The following is a 16,582-nucleotide window of genomic DNA, read 5'->3' as shown; positions in this document are numbered from 1 at the left end:
TTTCATCCCGCCCGTTTCGCCAGCAGCATATAGTTCACGTCCATGTCCTTCGAGAGGTTCCATCGGTCCTGCAGCGGTGAATAGAAGACGCCGGTGCGGGCGATGATATCCAGGCCGTTTGCGGCGAGCGGATTTTCGATCTCTTCCGGACGGACAAGCTTTTCATATTGATGCGTGCCGCGCGGCAGCCAGCGCAGGAGGTTTTCGGCGGCGAAGATGGCGAGCGCGGCGGCTTTCATCGTCCGGTTGATGGTGGCGACGAACATCAGGCCGCCGGGTCGCACCATCTTGGCGCAGGTCGAAAGGAAAAATTCGACATCGGCAACGTGCTCGACCACTTCCATATTCAGCACGATATCGAAGGTTTCGCCGGCTTCCGCCAATTGCTCGGCGGTGACGGCTCGATAGTCGACAGGAACGCCGGAGGCTTTCGAATGTGTCGAGGCGATGCCGATGTTCTTTTCGGAAGGATCGGCGCCGACGACCGAGGCACCCATCCGCGCCACCGGCTCCGACAGCAATCCGCCGCCGCAGCCGATATCGAGTACGCGCAGGCCGTCCAGCGGCCGTGCGCTCTTTGGGTCGCGCCCAAAATTCTCGCAGGCACGGTCGCGTATATAGGCAAGCCGCACCGGATTGAACTTGTGCAGCGGCTTGAACTTGCCGGTCGGGCTCCACCATTCCGCCGCCATTGCGGAGAAACGATCCACTTCGCTCTGGTCGATCGTGCTTTTCGCCGCTTCGGTCATGGTCTCGCTCCTTGCTCTACGCTGCGTCACCCGCGTGTATGATTGGACAGATGACGCCCTGGTAGGTGTGAAGTCGGACGATCGGAAGCCGATGTCAAGGGTCGGATCCCCTCTCAGCGGCTATAGGCCACTGCGTTCATCGCGCCGGAACGAGCATCCGGCGTAGCGTTCCGTCTTTCAACAGGAACTGATGGCAGAGGGCGCCGGCGGCATGCAGGCCGATGAGGATAATGAATGCGGGCTTGCCCAGGTCATGAATATCGCCAAAGGGATCGGAGAAATAATAGGCGAGCAGGCCGGTCAGGGGAACGAGCAGCAAAAGCGCATAGAATAGCCAATGTGCCGCGCCGGCAAGTCTTACCAACAGTGCGGAGGCCCCGGCTGGCCTGGGGGCTCCGAACGCGACGCGCAAGGCAAGGCGCAAAAGAACGAGCAACATGACTGCGATCCCCACCCAATAATGCGCCGTCCCCATGGAACCATCCGCCGACGAGACAGCGGTTCCCCTTGCCTGCGCGCGGATCACCCTCGTCATGCTTTCCCCGAACAGGAGCTGAAATAGAACCAGCGCTGCAATGATCCAATGCAGGGAGATCTGGGTGGTGGAATAGCCAAGGGTACGGTTTGAAGCCATGAGGAGCGCTCTTTGAAGTTGACGTGCCCGGACTATCCTTTCCGCATCTGACATTGGCCTGAAGCAGGCATTGCCTGGTTCAATTTCACTACGCCCGGTGTTTCGGACGTTTCACGCTGTTCAAGACATCAGCCAGCAAAGCGAGGACAAGCGCTACCGCACCGCAGAGGAAGATGATGCCGTAGTTTTCGCCGGTTTGGATGAAGAGATAGGAATAGCCATAGCCGCCGAGCGCCTGGAAAAGAGCGAAGGCCGTCGTTGCCCGGCTCCAGGCGGCGCGTTGAGCGACGTGGCTGTGCGGCAGAATTTCCTGAATGCGACCGAGCGCCAATGGCACGATGCCTGGCGTAAAAATGCCGAGCAGCACCGTGGCAAAGCCGATCAGCCAAGGATTGCCGGATGCGGCCAAAATGGCGTCGGCGACCGCCTGAAGCAGCAAGGCGCCGCGATATGCTGAGGCAAAGCCGATGCGGTCGGCAGCATAGCCGGTGAGCACCGGACCAGTGATGGCGGCAACACCGTAGAGCACCCAGCAGGCCGCTCCGATGTCGGTGCCGCGGCCGAGACCACGGGCGACGTAGTCGACCAGCAGCACCATGGCGGGCACGAGGCCGAGGGCATTGGCGGCATATTGGCCATAGAGAATGCGCAGCGACCATTCGCTCTTTGTGGCGGGAAGGTGGTGGGTGGCGGTGTGTGTCACTGGCGGCGGATTGGCCGCCGGCCAGCCGAACCAACTGACGGCAGTCAGGATGAGCGACAGGACTCCCAGGCCAATCCAGGTTTCACGCAGACCGAGGCGCAGAAGTGCGGGCACCAGTGTTCCCGAGGCGGCGATGCCGAGACCGAGGCCGAGGAAAATCATGCCGCTGACGAAGCCGCGGCGGGCGATGGGGATGTGCGGCAAGATGCTGGTCGCGACGAGCACCATGATCGAGCCGCCGGCAAGACCGGAAAGGAAGCGCCAGACAAAGAACCAGGTGACAGAAAGCGGAAAGGCGCAGGCGAAGAAGGCGGCCGTTGCGGCGACCATCAGCAGCCGTAATGCCAGACGGTTTCCGAGACCCGCAGCCAGCGGCCGGCCGAGCAGCGCGCCGGCGAGATATCCGGCAAAATTGGCCGCACCCAGCGTCACTGTATCGCCAGCCGAAAACCAGTGCGCACTGATGAGCGGCGGGATCAGCGGCGTATAGGCGAAGCGGGCAAGACCGATCGCGACGAGGCTCCCGCAGAGACCGGCGATGGTGGCATACCAGGTGGCGGCGCTTAGCGGCGCCGGTTCGGCAACGGAATGAGAGGCGTTCGAATGGCGTAGAGGGGCAGACATGGTGCAGCTTCTCTGTTCGGAGCGGGCTTGCCGCGTCCGGCTCGGTGTTTCGTGGAGAGAGGGTTTTGTGACGGAGGCTTACCCGTCCGGCCTGCTTTCGGGCAGCGGCCAGGGCAAGGTCAGCATGGCCATTGCCGGTCGCAGGATACCGTTCAGCAATTCGCGCTCGGGACGGACGCGGACAAGGGCGCGCAAACCGAACTGTACCGAGAGCAGCAATTTGGCGATGTCGTCAGGCGGCAGATTTGCCGGAATTTCACCGCTTGCCTGAGCGGCAACGACCGACCGAAGGAAAAAGGCCTCGATCTCGGCCGTCTCGTCAGCGACGACGCGCCGCATTTCCGGATCATCGGAACGCGCCTCAAGGACCGTGTTGACCAGCATGCAGCCGCGATGTTCGGTATCGGCCAGGGAACGCTCGACAACTTCCTGGAAGTAGCCGACAATGGTGAGGCCCGGCGAATAGGCTGCCTCCATCCGCGCGATGCGGCTGCGCAGGTTCCGGTCGAGATAATGCTTCAGCACCTTCAAATAGAGGCGGCGCTTGTCACCGAAAGCATTGTAGAGGCTCGCATGCGTCAGCCCCATACGGTCGGTCAGATCACGGGTGGAGGTTGCCTCATAACCCTTTGACCAGAATATCTCGCCCGCTGCTTCCAGAACGCTGTCCTCATCGAATTGCCGGGGTCTTGCCATGGGAGAATTCTCGCAACCTGCTCGGAGGCAAATAATTATGGAGCGTTCGCTCCAAAACAAGATATAGAGCATCCGCTCTAATATCGCAAGTAGATCGGCTATCCTTGATTACCAACGAGAGCGCACTCCGAAACAGGCGCAGGCCGAGCCTGAAAGTAGAGTATTGGGAGTGGAGGCCGGCAAGGCGACTGACCCTGCTATTGCACCCGCCTTCCAAACTCGTTAAGAGACGCCCCCATTGAGATCAAGCTTTTCCGGCTAATGTACCGGAGGGGCGATTTTGCATGCCGGGCTCGTAGCGTATCGGCCGCCCGGCGCTGGTACTGGTACTGGTAGAGGCACATGGCACGTATCGTTATGAAATTCGGCGGGACATCCGTCGCGGATCTGGACCGGATCAAGAATGTCGCCCGCCATGTGAAACGCGAGGTCGACGCGGGCCATGAGGTCGCAGTCGTCGTCTCCGCCATGTCCGGCAAGACCAACGAGCTGGTCGGCTGGGTGCAGAACACGCCGAAGGTCGCCGGCGCCGATCACTCGATTTACGATGCCCGCGAATATGATGCCGTCGTCGCTTCCGGCGAGCAGGTGACCTCCGGATTGCTGGCGATCGCGCTGCAGGCGATGGGCATCAACGCCCGCTCTTGGCAGGGCTGGCAGATTCCGATCAGAACCGACAACGCCCATGGCGCGGCGCGCATTCTCGAAATCGACGGCGGCGAAATGGTCCGCCGCATGCAAGAGGGCCAGGTGGCCGTGATCGCCGGCTTCCAGGGCCTCGGCCCCGACAACCGCGTGTCGACGCTCGGCCGCGGTGGTTCCGATACTTCGGCAGTGGCGATCGCCGCGGCCGTGAAGGCTGATCGCTGCGATATCTATACCGACGTCGACGGCGTCTACACGACCGATCCGCGCATCGAGCCGAAGGCGCGGCGTTTGAAGAAGATCGCCTTCGAAGAAATGCTGGAAATGGCTTCGCTCGGCGCCAAGGTGCTGCAGGTGCGCTCGGTCGAGTTGGCCATGGTCTTTAAGGTTCGCACCTTCGTGCGCTCCTCTTTCGAAGATCCCGATGCTCCGGGCATGGGCGATCTGCTCAACCCGCCCGGAACGCTGATTTGTGACGAGGAAGAAATCGTGGAACAGGAAGTAGTCACCGGCATTGCCTATGCCAAGGATGAAGCCCAGATCTCGCTGCGCCGTCTCGCCGACCGGCCGGGCGTCTCCGCTGCGATCTTCGGGCCGTTGGCCGAAAGCCACATCAACGTCGACATGATCGTCCAGAACATTTCCGAGGACGGTTCCAAGACCGATATGACCTTCACGGTTCCTTCGGGCGATGTCGAAAAGGCGCTGCGCGTTCTCGGCGAAAACAGGGACAAGATCGGTTACGACGTCATCCAGAACGAATCAGGTCTCGTCAAAGTCTCCGTCATCGGCATCGGTATGCGTTCGCACGCCGGCGTTGCTGCGACTGCTTTCCGGGCACTTGCCGAAAAAGGCATCAACATCAAGGCTATTACGACGTCGGAAATCAAGATTTCCATCCTGATCGACGGTCCTTATGCAGAACTGGCAGTCAGGACTTTGCATTCCTGCTACGGTCTGGATAAGAGTTGATTCAGGACTGCTTGCGACGGACCGCGACGGAGGTGAGTTTCGGCCGGCCCTGACGCGGGCAAGACTGGCGTAATATCTTGATTTCGGGAGCTAGAGACGCAATGAGAGACCTATCCGGCGGTCCACGCGTTCTGCTCAAGCGGCTGCGCGAACTCATGGCGGAGCCGCTGGAGCCGCAAGAGCGTCTTGACCGGATCGTCCGCCAGATCGCCAGCAATATGGTCGCCGAAGTTTGCTCGGTCTACGTGTTGCGCGCGGACGGCGTGCTCGAGCTCTACGCCACCGAAGGTCTGAAAAAAGAAGCCGTCCATCTGTCGCAACTGAAGATGGGCCAGGGCCTGGTCGGCACGATCGCCGCTTCCGCCCAGCCGCTCAATCTCTCCGACGCGCAGTCGCATCCCGCCTTCCGCTACCTGCCGGAAACCGGTGAAGAGGTCTACCACTCCTTCCTCGGCGTGCCGATCCTGCGCACCGGCCGCTCGCTCGGCGTTCTCGTCGTACAGAACAAGGCGAGCCGCAACTATCGCGAGGAGGAGCTGGAGGCGCTCGAAACGACGGCGATGGTCCTGGCCGAGATGATCGCTACCGGTGAGCTGAAGAAGATCACCAAGCCGGGCCTCGAACTCGATCTTACGCGCTCGGTCACCATCGACGGCGACAGCTACAATGAAGGAATCGGCCTCGGTTACGTCGTGCTGCACGAGCCTCGCATTGTCGTCACCAATCTTCTGAACGAGGATACCGAGAAGGAAATCCGCCGGCTGGCCGATGCGCTGGGTTCGCTCCGCATTTCCATCGATGACATGCTGTCGCGCCGCGACGTTTCCATGGAAGGCGAGCATCGCGAGGTTCTGGAAACCTACCGCATGTTCGCCCATGACCAGGGCTGGGTACGCAAGCTGGAGGAGGCAGTCCGCAACGGCCTGACCGCGGAAGCTGCGGTCGAGAAGGTGCAGAGCGACACGAAGGCGCGGATGATGCGCCTGACCGACCCTTATCTGCGCGAGCGCATGCATGACTTCGAGGATTTGGCGAACCGGCTGCTCCGGCAGTTGATCGGCTATTCCGGCCGCACCGCCGCCGAGGGTTTCCCGAACGATGCGATCATCTTTGCGCGCGCCATGGGTGCTGCCGAGCTGCTCGATTATCCGCGCGCCAATATTCGCGGTCTGGTGCTGGAAGAAGGCGCAATCACCAGCCATGTCGTTATCGTTGCCCGTGCCATGGGCATTCCGGTCGTCGGCCAGGCGGCGGGGATCGTAGCGCTCGCTGAAAACGGCGATCCCGTGATCATCGATGGCGATGGTGGCCATGTGCATCTGCGGCCTATGGCCGATCACCAGCGTTCCTATGAGGAAAAGGTGCGCTTTCGCGCCCGCCGGCAGGAACAGTTCCGGGCACTGCGCTCCGTCGAACCCGTCACCAGGGATGGCCAGCGGATTTCACTGCTGATGAATGCCGGTCTGTTGGTCGATCTGCCGCAGCTTGCCGAATCCGGCGCGGAGGGCATCGGCCTGTTCCGCACCGAGCTGCAGTTCATGATCGCCTCGACCATGCCGAAGGCGGAAGAGCAGGAAGCCTTTTACCGCAATGTCATGAAGCAGGCGGGTGGCCGCGTCGTGACCTTCAGGACGCTCGATATCGGCGGCGACAAGGTCGTGCCCTATTTTCGCGCCCATGAGGAAGAAAACCCGGCGCTCGGCTGGCGCGCCATTCGCCTATCGCTTGATCGGCCCGGCCTGCTGCGCACGCAGTTGCGCGCCATGCTGAAGGCCGCGGCGGACAGCGAATTGAAGATGATGGTACCGATGGTCACGGAGGTCTCCGAGATCGAGGCGGTGCGCGAACTCGTCCAGAAGGAAGTGCAGCACCTGTCGCGCTTCGGCCATAGCCTGCCGCGGAAGCTGCAGTTCGGCGCGATGCTGGAGGTGCCGGCATTGCTGTGGCAGTTGGATGAGTTGATGGCGGCGGTGGACTTCGTCTCGGTCGGCTCCAACGATCTCTTCCAGTTTTCGATGGCGGTCGATCGCGGCAATGCGCGCGTCGCCGATCGTTTCGATCCGCTCGGACGGCCGTTCCTGCGTATCCTCAGGGACATCGTGCGCGCCGGCGAGCGCAACAAGACGCCGGTGACGCTTTGCGGCGAACTTGCGGGCAAGACGATTTCGGCCATGGCGCTGCTGGGTGTCGGTTTCCGCTCGGTGTCGATGTCGCCAGCCGCCATCGGTCCGGTCAAGGCGATGCTGCTGGGCCTTGACCTGCAAGCTTTGTCGGCGGTCATGGAAGAAGCGCTGAACGACACGCGCCCGACGACCTCGATGCGCGATATCCTTGTCCGCTTCGCCGAAAGCCACAATATTCCATTGTAGAACAGAACGAATAAGAAGAATCGGAGCGTGGGGTGGCGAATCTTCCCATTGAAAAAATGCGCGAATTGGAGCGCCGGTTCGGCGAGATCGAAGCGCGTATGTCGGCGGGTCCGTCGGCGGATGTCTATGTGAAGCTTGCTTCCGAATATTCCGAACTGCAGCCCGTCGTCACCAAGATCCGGGACTATGAAAAGGCGATCGCCGAGGCTTCGGATCTAGAAACCATGCTCAACGACAAGTCGGTCGACCGCGAGATGCGGGATCTCGCCGAGATGGAATTGCCGGAGGTCAAGGAGCGGATCGAGACGCTGGAGAAGGATATCCAGATCCTGCTGCTGCCGAAGGATGCGGCCGACGAGAAGAGCGCGATCCTGGAAATTCGCGCCGGCACCGGCGGTTCGGAAGCGGCGCTTTTCGCCGGCGATCTCTTCCGCATGTATGAGCGCTTCGCGGCCAACAACGGCTGGAAGGTCGAAATCCTCTCGGCGAGCGACGGTGAAGCAGGCGGCTACAAGGAAATCATCGCGACGATCAGCGGCAAGGGCGTGTTCTCGCGGCTGAAATTCGAATCCGGCGTACATCGCGTCCAGCGCGTGCCGGAAACGGAAGCGGGCGGGCGTATCCACACCTCGGCGGCGACTGTTGCCGTGCTGCCGGAAGCCGAGGAAATCGATATCGAAATCCGTCCCGAGGATATTCGCATCGATACGATGCGCTCCTCCGGCGCCGGCGGCCAGCACGTCAACACAACAGACTCGGCCGTACGCATCACCCATCTCCCATCGGGGATCGTGGTGACGAGCTCGGAAAAATCGCAGCATCAAAACCGCGCAAAGGCAATGCAGGTGCTGCGATCGCGCCTCTTCGACATGGAGCGCCAGCGCGCCGACAGCGAACGATCCGCCGACCGCAAGAGCCAGGTCGGTTCCGGCGACCGCTCCGAGCGTATCCGCACCTACAATTTCCCGCAGGGCCGGATTACCGACCATCGCATCAACCTGACGCTCTATAAGCTCGACCGGATGATGGAAGGCGAGATCGACGAGGTGGTCGATGCGCTTCTGGCGGATTATCAGGCGAGCCAGCTCGCTCAACTCGGCGAACAGGCATTATGAGCGGGCAGGGGCCGACCGTTGCGGAGCTTTTCCAGGAGGTGCGCGCCCGCTTTGTCGAGGCCGATCTGGATGATCCGGCCACCGAAGCCCGCATCCTCGTCGGCCGCCTTCTCGATTTGTCTTCGACGGAGCTCGTCACCCGCGGTTCCGAGAGGGTGGCGCCGGAGCGTGTGGAAACGGCCCGTGCGGCGATGATACGGCGGCTCAATCACGAGCCGGTGCATCGTATCCTGGGTGAGCGTGAGTTCTACGGCTTGCCGTTGAAGCTCTCGCCGGCGACGCTGGAGCCGCGGCCGGATACGGAAATCTTGGTCGATACCGTACTTCCGCATGCGCGACGTCTTGTATTAGAGTTCGGGAATATCCATATACTCGATATCGGAACCGGAACAGGGGCCATCTGCCTTGCTTTGCTCCACGAATGTCCGCAAGCGACAGGCATAGGTTCCGATATTTCTGGCGAAGCTTTGGAAACGGCGCGGGCGAATGCAGTGCGCAATGGCTTGGCGGCACGGTTTGAAACTGTGCAGGGAAGTTGGTTTGAAGCCATCCACGGTCGATTTCACGTGATTGTCTCAAATCCGCCCTATATTGAGTCCAGGATCATTTCCACCCTCGCTCCAGAAGTAAAGAATTTCGATCCTCCGGCGGCTCTCGACGGTGGCCTAGATGGGCTGGATGCATACAGAGCAATCGCAAAGGATGCGGCGCGATTTCTACACCGAGATGGTATCGTCGGAGTGGAGATCGGCCATGATCAGCGCAAAACGGTGACTTCGGTTTTTGAAGGAGCAGGATTTTTTCTCATCGATGCAGTTCGGGACTACGGCCATAACGACCGAGTTCTCGTGTTTAAACATCATGATTGACGCGACAATTTGCTGCAGGTCCAAGGGACGCTGTTGTTATCGCAAAGAAAAGGCTTGGATTTCCTGAGGAAGCAATATAGGTTGCGCTCACGCGTTGGGCGGCTGGGAATAGGCGAGACGATTCGCCTGTCTTGGACAGCCTCGGGGAACCACTCTCTGATAAGAGTGACAAAGGTTGAAGATAACCCAATGCGTGATCAGTTAATCTGACGTAGTCGAGCGGCAGACGGGCGCTTAAGGCGCTGTTTGCTTGCGGCACGCAGGCCCTGGCTTGGAAGGTTCCGGCCACGGCGGCAGGTGCCGTGCATAATTTCATCCCAACTAAGAGAATTCAGGTGAAGGATCTATGAGGCCAGGACAGCAGAATAAGCGCGGTCGGGGGCGTGGTAACAACAACGGCGGCGGCGGAAATAACAATAACAACAATTTTAACCGCAAGGGCTCGAACCCGCTGACCAGGACCTACGACAGCTCCGGTCCGGATGTGAAAATTCGCGGAACCGCGCAGCATATTGCCGAGAAGTATTCGGCTCTCGCCCGCGACGCGCAAAGCTCCGGCGACCGCGTCATGGCGGAAAACTATCTCCAGCACGCTGAACACTACAATCGGATCATTGCCAGCGCCCAGGCGCAGATGCAGGAACGCTATCAGCGCGACGAGCATCATAACTACAATGATCGTGACAACGCCGATCGCGACATCGATGATATCGATGCAAACGAGATGGACGACCAGCCGCAGATGGCGGCGCCTCAGGCACGTCAGCAGCCCGCTCCTGCTGTAGCCGCGGCAGCGCCCGCTCTGGAGCCGGAAGTCATCGATGGCACCGGCCCGCAGCCGGTGATCGAGGGTATTCCGGCCGAGGTGGCGATCGAAGAAGAGACGCCAGCCGCTGCGACCGAGCGCCAGCCGCGCCGCCGCAACGCCGGCAACCGCCCCCGCCGCCAGCCGCGCCGCAATGCCGATGGCGAAGACAAGGGTGAGGCTGCATCGGGCGAAGCGCCCGCCTTGGCGGAAGCCGGTTCGGAGTAAGAACTGCTTCGAGTGAAGGGTGGCCGCGGTAATGCGGAGCATCAATACAATTTCTGCAAACCCCGGCACGAACGACGCCGGGGTTTTTCATTTTCGCGACCCTTTAAACTTTTCAAAACTCCTCCCATATTCTCCCCAGTTGCTTCGCCGCAAATCTCATAAGCGGCGGGCGGGGCCTGCCTTTTCAGGGGGCTCAATCTCAGTCATCGGTCTGCGCCAATATGGGCAGTTCGATTCATGGAGGTCCGATATGAATATTGAAAAATACTCCGAGCGGGTGCGCGGCTTTTTGCAATCCGCTCAGACCAATGCGCTGGCGCAGGGTCATCAGCAATTCACTCCCGAGCATGTGCTGAAGGTGCTTCTGGATGACGATCAGGGCATGGCGGCATCGTTGATCGAACGCGCCGGCGGCGATGCCAAGGCAGCACGCCTTGCCAATGACGCTGTACTTGCCAAGTTGCCGAAAGTCTCCGGGGGTGACGGCCAGGTCTATCTTGCGCAGCCGCTCGCCAAGGTGTTTACCACGGCCGAAGAGGCCGCCAAAAAGGCCGGCGATAGCTTCGTCACTGTCGAACGCCTGCTGCAGGCCCTGGCGATGGAGCCCTCGGCATCGACATCAGCCACCTTGAAGAAGGCCGGCGTCACGCCTGTTGCCCTCAATCAGGTCATCAATGACATTCGCAAGGGCCGCACCGCTGATTCCGCCAATGCGGAACAGGGCTTCGACTCCTTGAAGAAATATGCCCGAGACCTCACCGCCGAGGCTCGCGAGGGCAAGCTCGATCCGGTGATCGGCCGCGACGACGAAATCCGCCGCACCATCCAGGTTCTGTCTCGCCGCACGAAGAACAATCCGGTTCTGATTGGTGAACCCGGCGTCGGCAAGACGGCGATCGTCGAAGGTCTGGCGCTGCGCATCGTCAATGGCGACGTGCCGGAATCGCTGAAGGACAAGAAGCTGATGGCGCTCGACATGGGTGCCTTGATTGCCGGCGCGAAATTCCGCGGCGAGTTCGAAGAGCGGCTGAAGGCCGTGCTCAACGAAGTGCAGTCGGAAAATGGCGAGATCATCCTCTTCATCGACGAAATGCATACCTTGGTCGGCGCCGGCAAGGCCGATGGCGCCATGGATGCCTCGAACCTTTTGAAGCCCGCGCTTGCCCGCGGCGAGCTGCATTGCGTCGGCGCAACCACGCTCGACGAATACCGCAAGCATGTCGAGAAGGATCCGGCGCTCGCCCGCCGTTTCCAGCCGGTCATGGTCGAAGAGCCGACGGTCGAGGACACGATCTCGATCCTGCGCGGCTTGAAGGAAAAATACGAGCAGCATCATAAGGTCCGCATCGCCGATGCCGCCCTGGTGGCCGCCGCGACCTTGTCGAACCGCTACATCACCGACCGCTTCCTGCCGGATAAGGCCATCGACCTGATGGACGAAGCCGCCGCACGTCTGCGCATGCAGGTCGATTCGAAGCCGGAAGAACTCGACGAACTCGATCGCCGCATTATCCAGCTCAAGATCGAACGCGAAGCGCTGAAGAAGGAAACCGACCAGTCCTCGGCCGACCGGCTGAAGCGGCTGGAGACCGACCTTACCGCACTGGAAGAGGAAGCCGATGCGCTGACCGCGCGTTGGCAGGCCGAGAAGCAGAAGCTGGGCCTTGCCGCCGATCTGAAGAAAAAGCTAGACGAAGCCCGCAACGAACTGGCGATCGCCCAGCGCAAGGGTGAATTCCAGCGCGCCGGCGAACTTGCCTATGGCGTGATCCCGAATTTGGAGAAGGATCTCCAGGCTGCCGAGGAGCAGGATGGCGGTCGCGATTCCATGGTGCAGGAAGTCGTCACCGCCGACAATATCGCCCATGTCGTCTCCCGCTGGACCGGGATTCCCGTCGACAAGATGCTGGAAGGCGAGCGCGACAAGCTGCTCCGGATGGAGGACGAACTCGCGAAATGGGTCGTCGGACAGGGCGATGCCGTACAGGCGGTATCGCGCGCCGTTCGCCGCTCGCGCGCAGGTCTGCAGGATCCAAACCGCCCGATCGGCTCGTTCATCTTCCTCGGCCCGACCGGTGTGGGCAAGACGGAGCTCACCAAGGCGCTCGCCCGCTTCCTCTTCGACGACGAGACGGCGATGGTGCGCATGGACATGTCTGAGTACATGGAGAAGCACTCCGTCGCCCGGCTGATCGGCGCTCCTCCCGGCTATGTCGGCTACGAGGAAGGCGGCGCGCTGACCGAAGCCGTCCGCCGCCGGCCTTATCAGGTCGTGCTGTTCGACGAGATCGAGAAGGCGCATCCCGATGTCTTCAACGTCCTGCTCCAGGTTCTGGATGACGGGCGCTTGACGGACGGCCAGGGCCGCACGGTCGATTTCCGCAACACGATGATCATCATGACCTCGAATTTGGGCGCCGAATACCTGACCCAATTGAAGGAAGGGGATGACAGTGACCTGGTGCGCGAGCAGGTGATGGATGTCGTCCGGTCGCACTTCCGGCCGGAATTCCTGAACCGTGTCGACGAAATCATCCTGTTCCATCGCCTGAAGCGCGAAGAGATGGGTGCCATCGTCGACATCCAATTGGAGCGGCTGTTGAAGCTGTTGTCCGAACGCAAGATTACGCTCGAGCTCGACGACGATGCCCGCAACTGGCTCGCCAACAAGGGTTACGATCCGGTCTATGGCGCACGGCCTCTGAAGCGGGTGATCCAGAAATATGTCCAGGACCCGCTCGCCGAGCAGATTCTTTCCGGTCAGGTGCCGGATGGATCGGTGGTCAAGGTCACCAGCGGTACGGACAGGCTGCTGTTCCGCCCGCGCCAGCCGGTCAGCGCAGCGGCATAAATGGCTGGCCAGCACAGCGATCCATGAGATGGCGGCTTTCGGGCCGCCATTTCGTTTTTCAGACCTATTCGCAACGGCCTTGCCGCGGCGGTCCGCTTCTGTGATGTTGCGGTAGACGTTAAAGGATGTTCGGAGAAGGGATCATGCTCGTCATCTTCGGTGGTTTGCCGGGCAGCGGGAAAACCACGACGGCGCTCTCGCTCGCGAAGCGGCTGCAAGCCGTGCATGTTCGGGTGGACACGATCGAGCAGGCATTGCGAGATTCGGACATGCTAAAGGCCGAGGTAGGGCCGGCGGGTTACATGGCGGCCTATGGGATCGCTGAAGACAATCTGCGTCTGGGAAGAACGGTGATCGCCGATTCGGTCAATCCGATCGGCATAACGCGCAATGCCTGGCTGCAGGTCGCAAGACGGGCCGGAACGCGCGCGATCGAAGTGGAGGTTGTCTGTTCCGACAAGGTCGAGCATCGCCGACGTGCCGAAACCCGCGTGACGGATGTCGAAGGTCTCGTAAAGCCGTCCTGGGATGAGATCGCCAACCGAACCTATGAGGATTGGGGCGGACGACAGATCGTCGTCGATACCGCCTACAAAAGCGCGGATGATGCCGTTGCCGAGCTGGTCGCTCTGCTGGAGCGCGAGGTCCTCTAGAAAATCCTCGTCAGGATATCAATCCTTGCTCGCGACCTGCTTGGACTTGTCGTCGCTCAGAAGCGTGTCGATACGCTTGCGCTCCTCCTCGAATTTGGCGAGCGCGTCGCCATCCAGCGTCTTGCCGCCGGGCAGGCGGATGCGCAGGGGATCGACCTTGGTGCCGTTGACGATCAGTTCGTAATGCAGATGCGGTCCGGTTGCGAGACCGGTCGAGCCGATGAAGCCGATGACTTGGCCCTGCACCACCTTCGCGCCAGGCACGATGCCTTTGACGATCGCGCTCTGGTGATTGTAGGAGGAGACATAGCCATTGGCGTGGCGGATCAATGTCTGATTGCCGAAGCCGCCTGAATCCCAGCCGGCCTTTTCGACGATGCCATTGCCGGCGGCAATGATCGGCGTGCCGCGGGGGGCTGCCCAATCGACGCCGGTATGCATGCGTGCAAATCCGAGGATCGGGTGACGGCGCATGCCGAAGCCGGATTTGAAGATGCCGGTCGGAACAGGATTGCGCAGCAGGAACTGGCGGATGCTCTTGCCGCTTTCGTCGAAGTAATCGATCGAATGATCGTCCGGATCTTCGAAACGATAAAAACGGGTGACGGTGTCGCCGAATTTGGCGTTGACGTAGAGCAGTTCGGAATCCGCCGTCGCCTGGCCGTTTTCGTCCGCGACGGAGAAGAAGGCTTCGAGAGAATCCGTCGGCTTCAACTGCGCCTGGAAATCGACGTTGCTGGCAAGCAGCTTGATGATCTGCGCCACCATCTCCTGGGTCATGCCGTAGGAAAGGGCAGCCCGGTAGATGCCGTCATAAACGCTCGGCAAATCGCGGCCGGCCGCTGTTATAGGCGCGTCATTGTCAAAGGCGGTGGCGATGGCGTCGAGCATCGGAGGCTCGCTACCGGCGACGAAATCGCCATGGTCGTTTTCGGCGACTGTCAGCACATGCTTGGTGCCGCGGTAGATGCTGGCGCGGATGATCTTTGCTTGCTCGCCCTTCTGCAGAATGCCGATGCGCAGCACGTCGCCGGCGGAAAGATCGGAAGAGCCGAACAGCGGCTCGATCTTGGCCGCAATATCGCCGGCATCCGCTTTGAGATACCCGGCATTGATGAGCGCCGTCGTGATCGGCGTGTCTTCGCGCACCGGAATGATGTCATCGGCGAATTCCTGCGTCTGCGGCGTGACCGCTTCGGGAGCCGATACCGACATGTTCTCCTCGACGATGCGGGCGGCAAGCCCGGCCGTCAGGTCGACATCGGTGTCATCGGTCGCGAAACGGCGCGGATCGACATAATAGAGCGCGGAAAGCTGGGTATTGCCGTCAATCAGCACGGAGCCGTTGGAGCGAACATTCGCCTCGACTTCATCGAGCGACATCGAACCGGCAAGCGCGAAGGGCACGTCCTTGGCCGGAAACGGCACGGTCTTCAGGCTGACCTCGGATTCCACGTCGGACCCATAGATCGCACCGGTGCGATTGGCCGCCGGCTGGATATTCTCGTCGGCGGAAAAGATCGCCAGCGGATCGAAGGCGGGATAGCTCTCGGTGGCGACGCGCTTGGTGGCGAGTGCGATCTTCACATGTGCGAAGGGCTGGCGGCGGACCACTTCCTTGTCGCCGTCACGCACCACGGTCGAGACTTCCAGGACATTGCGGTCGGAAGGCTTGGATGCGATCGCTGTGGGCACAAGGCGGCCGCCGCGCGTCACCTGATCCTCGGCGCTGTCATGCTTGCCGCTGTCGGACATGGCATAGGCTTCGGCGGGAATGGCGAGCTGCTGGCGTCCGTCGAGGGCCGCAAACAAGGCGACGCCCATCAAGATGCTGGAGGTGATACCGGTAAGGAAGGTGCCCGAGAGCCAACGGATGGAAACTTCGCGCCGGTCCGGCGCTCGCCTGCCGTCGGCCAGGATTGGCGGCTCGTTGCCGAGCGATCGGAGCATTATTTTGTCCGTCATCATGCCAATCGAGATCCGGTTCCTTTATGCGAGCCGTATGGCTGGGGGCGAAGATGTGCATATTTATGACGGGGGAGTCAAATCGCGCGCACTTCGCCTGTGAGGTGTCTGACTGCTATAAGTGCCCTGTTTGCAGCCGAGGTGGGCGATATCTGGTGTCGATAGACGTGGGTTCAAGAGCCGAACCTGTCATCTTTCTGACTTTCTGCGTGTATTCCTGCCGCACCGGCACGCGCGAATGGCGATACCGGGAGATTTTGTGGCCCGGTCTGGCCGATCTTTGACGGCCTTCACAAAACTCTCATAAGAATCAAGCATTTGCATGTTTTTTGATTTTTTTCAAAATCCTCTGTTGACTATGTTCGGGTGTGGGGTCTATAAGCCCGATCACTGACGAGGGCGGCGGCGCTGCTGGCGACGAAGTCTCTCGCTCTAGAGTTTCCTGGATTGGCTGCGATGCTGATTGGTGGTTCTGAGCTTAGGTGCTTGGGCTTGAGGGAGCGGTATTCGACCGGGATGACTGGTCTGTTATTTGACAATTGAAGAATGGAAGAAAGAGAAACGTGGGCGGCGGAGCTTGCGGGATCTGAAGAGATTTGGATCCTTTGAAAGAGACTTTGACGGTCACGTTTATCAAGAGAACACCTCGTTTTGGTGCAGCGATGCACTTAGAGACGAGTGTGAGTTCTCGTCGATTCAGAGAC

Annotated in this window: 12 protein-coding genes; 7 read left to right on the top strand and 5 right to left on the bottom strand. The window is 60.6% G+C overall.

Going from position 1 to position 16,582, the window contains the following annotated elements; all coding sequences use genetic code 11:
* Positions 1-2: 2 nt before the first annotated feature.
* The 4 genes from ubiG to K290_RS0128325 form a co-directional block, all read right to left on the bottom strand.
* The gene (gene ubiG, locus K290_RS0128340; protein ID WP_028754936.1) at positions 3-749 is read right to left on the bottom strand and encodes a bifunctional 2-polyprenyl-6-hydroxyphenol methylase/3-demethylubiquinol 3-O-methyltransferase UbiG; all 747 of its coding nucleotides are present in this window, start codon (positions 747-749) and stop codon (positions 3-5) included.
* Between the two features lie 136 nt (positions 750-885).
* The gene (locus tag K290_RS0128335) at positions 886-1,383 is read right to left on the bottom strand and encodes a cytochrome b (RefSeq protein WP_028754935.1); all 498 of its coding nucleotides are present in this window, start codon (positions 1,381-1,383) and stop codon (positions 886-888) included.
* Positions 1,384-1,471: 88 nt separating this feature from the next.
* On the bottom strand, positions 1,472-2,710 hold the full coding sequence (locus K290_RS0128330) for a YbfB/YjiJ family MFS transporter (protein WP_028754934.1): 1,239 nt from the start codon (positions 2,708-2,710) through the stop codon (positions 1,472-1,474).
* Between the two features lie 78 nt (positions 2,711-2,788).
* Positions 2,789-3,406, bottom strand: coding sequence for a TetR/AcrR family transcriptional regulator (locus K290_RS0128325; RefSeq protein WP_028754933.1), 618 nt, complete (start codon positions 3,404-3,406; stop codon positions 2,789-2,791).
* 342 nt (positions 3,407-3,748) lie between these two features.
* Here K290_RS0128325 and K290_RS0128320 point away from each other — a divergent pair, with 342 nt between their 5' ends.
* From K290_RS0128320 to K290_RS0128290, 7 genes are all read left to right on the top strand, one after another.
* On the top strand, positions 3,749-5,023 hold the full coding sequence (locus K290_RS0128320) for an aspartate kinase (RefSeq protein ID WP_028754932.1): 1,275 nt from the start codon (positions 3,749-3,751) through the stop codon (positions 5,021-5,023).
* 101 nt (positions 5,024-5,124) lie between these two features.
* Positions 5,125-7,392, top strand: coding sequence for a phosphoenolpyruvate--protein phosphotransferase (gene ptsP / locus K290_RS0128315; RefSeq protein WP_028754931.1), 2,268 nt, complete (start codon positions 5,125-5,127; stop codon positions 7,390-7,392).
* Positions 7,393-7,424: 32 nt separating this feature from the next.
* Positions 7,425-8,507: a peptide chain release factor 1 gene (gene prfA, locus K290_RS0128310; RefSeq protein WP_028754930.1), complete on the top strand. Its 1,083-nt coding sequence runs from the start codon at positions 7,425-7,427 to the stop codon at positions 8,505-8,507.
* Positions 8,504-9,376, top strand: coding sequence for a peptide chain release factor N(5)-glutamine methyltransferase (gene prmC, locus K290_RS0128305; protein WP_028754929.1), 873 nt, complete (start codon positions 8,504-8,506; stop codon positions 9,374-9,376). The genes prfA and prmC overlap by 4 nt, the downstream gene beginning before the upstream one ends.
* Before the next feature lie 346 nt (positions 9,377-9,722).
* The gene (locus tag K290_RS0128300) at positions 9,723-10,409 is read left to right on the top strand and encodes a DUF4167 domain-containing protein (protein WP_028754928.1); all 687 of its coding nucleotides are present in this window, start codon (positions 9,723-9,725) and stop codon (positions 10,407-10,409) included.
* Positions 10,410-10,659: 250 nt separating this feature from the next.
* On the top strand, positions 10,660-13,260 hold the full coding sequence (clpB, locus tag K290_RS0128295) for an ATP-dependent chaperone ClpB (protein ID WP_028754927.1): 2,601 nt from the start codon (positions 10,660-10,662) through the stop codon (positions 13,258-13,260).
* Positions 13,261-13,403: 143 nt separating this feature from the next.
* Positions 13,404-13,913 (top strand): P-loop nucleotide/nucleoside kinase family protein, encoded by a 510-nt coding sequence (locus K290_RS0128290; protein WP_028754926.1) that lies wholly within the window; start codon positions 13,404-13,406, stop codon positions 13,911-13,913.
* A gap of 18 nt (positions 13,914-13,931) precedes the next feature.
* Here K290_RS0128290 and K290_RS0128285 read toward each other — a convergent pair whose 3' ends face one another.
* The gene (locus K290_RS0128285) at positions 13,932-15,881 is read right to left on the bottom strand and encodes a M23 family metallopeptidase (RefSeq protein WP_028754925.1); all 1,950 of its coding nucleotides are present in this window, start codon (positions 15,879-15,881) and stop codon (positions 13,932-13,934) included.
* Between the last annotated feature and the right edge of the window lie 701 nt (positions 15,882-16,582).

The organism is Rhizobium leucaenae USDA 9039 (genome assembly GCF_000426285.1).
Taxonomy (GTDB): Bacteria; Pseudomonadota; Alphaproteobacteria; order Rhizobiales; family Rhizobiaceae; genus Rhizobium; species Rhizobium leucaenae.
Note: the sequence above shows the minus strand (reverse complement) of the source record. Positions and strands in the feature narration are given on the sequence as shown.